Origin of the sequence: Moorena sp. SIO3I8 (genome assembly GCF_010692325.1) — a bacterium.
Classification (GTDB): Bacteria; Cyanobacteriota; Cyanobacteriia; order Cyanobacteriales; family Coleofasciculaceae; genus Moorena.
The window spans coordinates 1-2,786 of the sequence record NZ_JAAHHW010000261.1; the positions used below are offsets into that span (position 1 = coordinate 1).

5 protein-coding genes are annotated in these 2,786 nt (G+C 46.7%); 2 read left to right on the forward strand and 3 right to left on the reverse strand.

Features of this window, described 5'->3' with window-relative positions:
- Positions 1-137 precede the first annotated feature (137 nt).
- Positions 138-779: an HlyD family efflux transporter periplasmic adaptor subunit gene (locus F6K51_RS35890; protein WP_293030598.1), complete on the forward strand. Its 642-nt coding sequence runs from the start codon at positions 138-140 to the stop codon at positions 777-779.
- 47 nt (positions 780-826) lie between these two features.
- Here the strand turns inward: F6K51_RS35890 and F6K51_RS35895 are convergent, their stop codons facing one another.
- Genes F6K51_RS35895 through F6K51_RS35905 form a run of 3 tightly spaced genes read right to left on the reverse strand, consistent with a single transcriptional unit; the run spans position 827 to position 1,995 of the window.
- Positions 827-1,513: a hypothetical protein gene (locus tag F6K51_RS35895; protein ID WP_293030601.1), complete on the reverse strand. Its 687-nt coding sequence runs from the start codon at positions 1,511-1,513 to the stop codon at positions 827-829.
- Between the two features lie 18 nt (positions 1,514-1,531).
- Positions 1,532-1,765 carry a hypothetical protein gene (locus tag F6K51_RS35900; protein WP_293030604.1) on the reverse strand — a complete coding sequence of 78 codons (234 nt, stop codon included), beginning with the start codon at positions 1,763-1,765 and terminating at the stop codon, positions 1,532-1,534.
- Positions 1,762-1,995, reverse strand: coding sequence for a hypothetical protein (locus F6K51_RS35905; RefSeq protein WP_293030607.1), 234 nt, complete (start codon positions 1,993-1,995; stop codon positions 1,762-1,764). Before F6K51_RS35905 ends, F6K51_RS35900 begins: the two co-directional genes overlap by 4 nt.
- A 73-nt stretch (positions 1,996-2,068) precedes the next feature.
- On the opposite strand from F6K51_RS35905, the gene F6K51_RS35910 reads away from it, so the two are divergent.
- On the forward strand, positions 2,069-2,677 hold the full coding sequence (locus F6K51_RS35910) for an ABC transporter transmembrane domain-containing protein (RefSeq protein WP_293030610.1): 609 nt from the start codon (positions 2,069-2,071) through the stop codon (positions 2,675-2,677).
- Positions 2,678-2,786: the final 109 nt, after the last annotated feature.

Sequence of the window (2,786 nt, forward strand, 5' to 3'; positions counted from 1 at the left end):
GAGTTCGATCGCCTGAATTACTTTTTGGCGCAGGTCTTCGCTGTAAGGAAAAGGCATGACAGAAATCGGACGATAAGTGGAAGGGCTTTTCGTTTTCTTTGTCCTAACTATGATGGCGACTGCTATACCATAGTTTGGTGGCAATTTTTGGCTATCCCACTTCTACCCCCCTGAACGGTTACGTTCATTCTGGTAAACTGGCGTTACTAAAAAGTGAGGAACAACTGAAAAATATAGAAACCCAAATTACTACCCTCCAAGCGGAACTATCTCAGACTAAAAGTCAGATTAAATCCTTGGAATTTCAGTTAAATCAAAGGATGTTAGCTGCTCCGATCGAGGGAATCGTGTTTCAGTCCCCAATCAAAAGTGCCGGGGCTGTGGTGCAACCTGGAGATACTATAGTCGAGATTGCCCCACAGGGGTCTTTCCTTTCCCTGCGGGCGCAGATCGCTATTTCAGAAAGTGGCTCCTTACGGGAAGGAATGGCAGTGAAAATGAAGTTTGATGCTTATCCTTTCCAAGACTATGGGGTAGTAGAAGGAAAGGTAATCAAAATTTACCCAACCTCCAAGGTGACGGAAACGGAGCAGGGTAAAGTGCCTACTTATGACCTAGAAATTAAACTCAATAAAACCTGTATGCCCACACCAAAGGAATGTATTGCTCTCCGCCCAGGGGAGACTGCAACCGCAGAAGTAATTGTCCGCCAGCGTCGGATTATGGATTTAATTCTGGATCCATTTAAGAAGTTGCAGCAGGGGGGTTTGGAACTATAGCGCCTGACTGCCTGACACATCTATGTGAAAACTAGGCTGATCAGGTTCTACACGCTCCATGACCGGATGCGCGAAAACCAGATCTGGTCGTAGTAATCAGACTTGGCTTTATGGCTAGCAAAGCATGGTTGTGGATCTATTGGCAACAATGGTACTGGCGTTAAAAGTAGCCGACCTTTATTGACTACGCCCTTGAGCCAACGCAGACCAATTTTGAGATAGCTGAGGCCTCGAAACCAATGGGGATCTACCTGTCGCCGTAAGCCAACAAGATTGAACAGCCATGCCTTGGGTGGTGGCGTAAAGCAAGGCCACGGCAGCCACGGGCATAAGCCGCTAAGCGTGCAACAGCTGAGCGAATGCGAGAGTCTTCGAGCTTCTTTGGCTCCGGATTTGCTATCTAAAAATAGTTCCTCTACCCTAAAACGGAAACCGTATTGCCACAAAGAAAGTAAGGTGGGAGGCTCATCGGTAATAACGGCCCAGGGCTCGAAGACCCCTTTGACCTTGGCTAATACAAGATTACAACGATGTACTCCATCTTGCCATAGACCAACATTACGATAAAAGACAGCAACTCCATATGGTGGCCACAGATAGCTGACTTCAACGGGATAGCGATGGGGACCATGAAGCAGTACATCACAGGGCAATCGTAGGCAGTAGTGCCAATTGCTAGCTTGTAACCAACTGATCAGATCGTGGTTTGCTTTGCCCCGATGGGCTTTCAACATCACATCAGGATGTTGACTTCATAGCCACTGGCTTTGACGTAACAAGGGTCGATATGTATCGAAGGCTACTGCCGCGCTGTTGTGTTCCAGTACCCGCCATAGGAATGGTACGGCGCGACCACAACAGACCACCGATAGATGAATCATACAGTAGCGATTCCATAAGACTGTGGTATCGAGGGCAAGATATAGACGGTGGGACTGCCAATCTTTTAAGGCGAGTAATACTAGGGGAATATACAGCGACTTCACACAAATGGCGAGTATTGCTCAAAAAGCGGTGCCAAGGCGCGTTCAACACTTTGGGCAAATTTGGCACGACTCGGGACATAAGGCTCCCAGGCCGGTTGGCAAAACTGGCCACTACAGATTAAGGCGCTCACCATCCAAGCTAGAGCTTTGATGTGACGCAGATCGCGGTAGCGGCTGTATTGACGCAAAAAGCTCATTAGTTGATCATGAAATTGGGTAGAGTAAGACATGCTCAAATTGCTAGTTGTGTAATGGCTCTAGCGTCAGCATAACACTCTGCCCTTTTTCTCATAAACCATGTAATTGCGTGCTTTGAGCCACTTGTGTCAGGCAGCCAGGAGTAAGACGTCTTTCTGGCAATTTTTTGAGTTGGTAAAACCTCACAGTTTCGTGTTGCTGGAGGTGTTTATTGCTTCCCTGATGATCCAGATATTTGGTCTGATTACACCGATATTTACCCAGATAATTTTAGACCGAGTGGTGGTGCAACGGAGCACCCTCACCCTAACTGCTGTGGGGTTAGGATTGCTGATGTTTACTCTGTTTCGGGTGGCGATTACCGGGTTGCGGCAATATTTGCTTGACCACACGGCGAATAAGGTAGACCTAGCACTGATTGTGGGGTTTATCAGCCATACCTTGCGATTACCTTTAGGTTTCTTTGAGTCTCGTTTTGTGGGTGATATTACCTCCCGGATTCAGGAAAATCGTAAAATTGAGCGGTTTCTCACGGGTGAGGCGTTATCTATCCTGCTAGATTTACTAACAGTTTTTATCTATGTGGGGTTGATGTTTTGGTACAGTTGGAAGATGGCGCTGCTAATTTTAGTGATTTTACCACCTTTTTTCCTGCTGGCGTTGATTTCTACACCATTTTTAAAACGAATTTCTCGGGAAGGTGCGATTCGTTGACTATAAACCTTACCCTACAAGGGTTTTGGGGGATTAGCCGCCTGGTCTCAGGAAACTGAACCTTGACAACTTGATAACCATGATGGTGAAAATCCATCCCTCGTGAAAT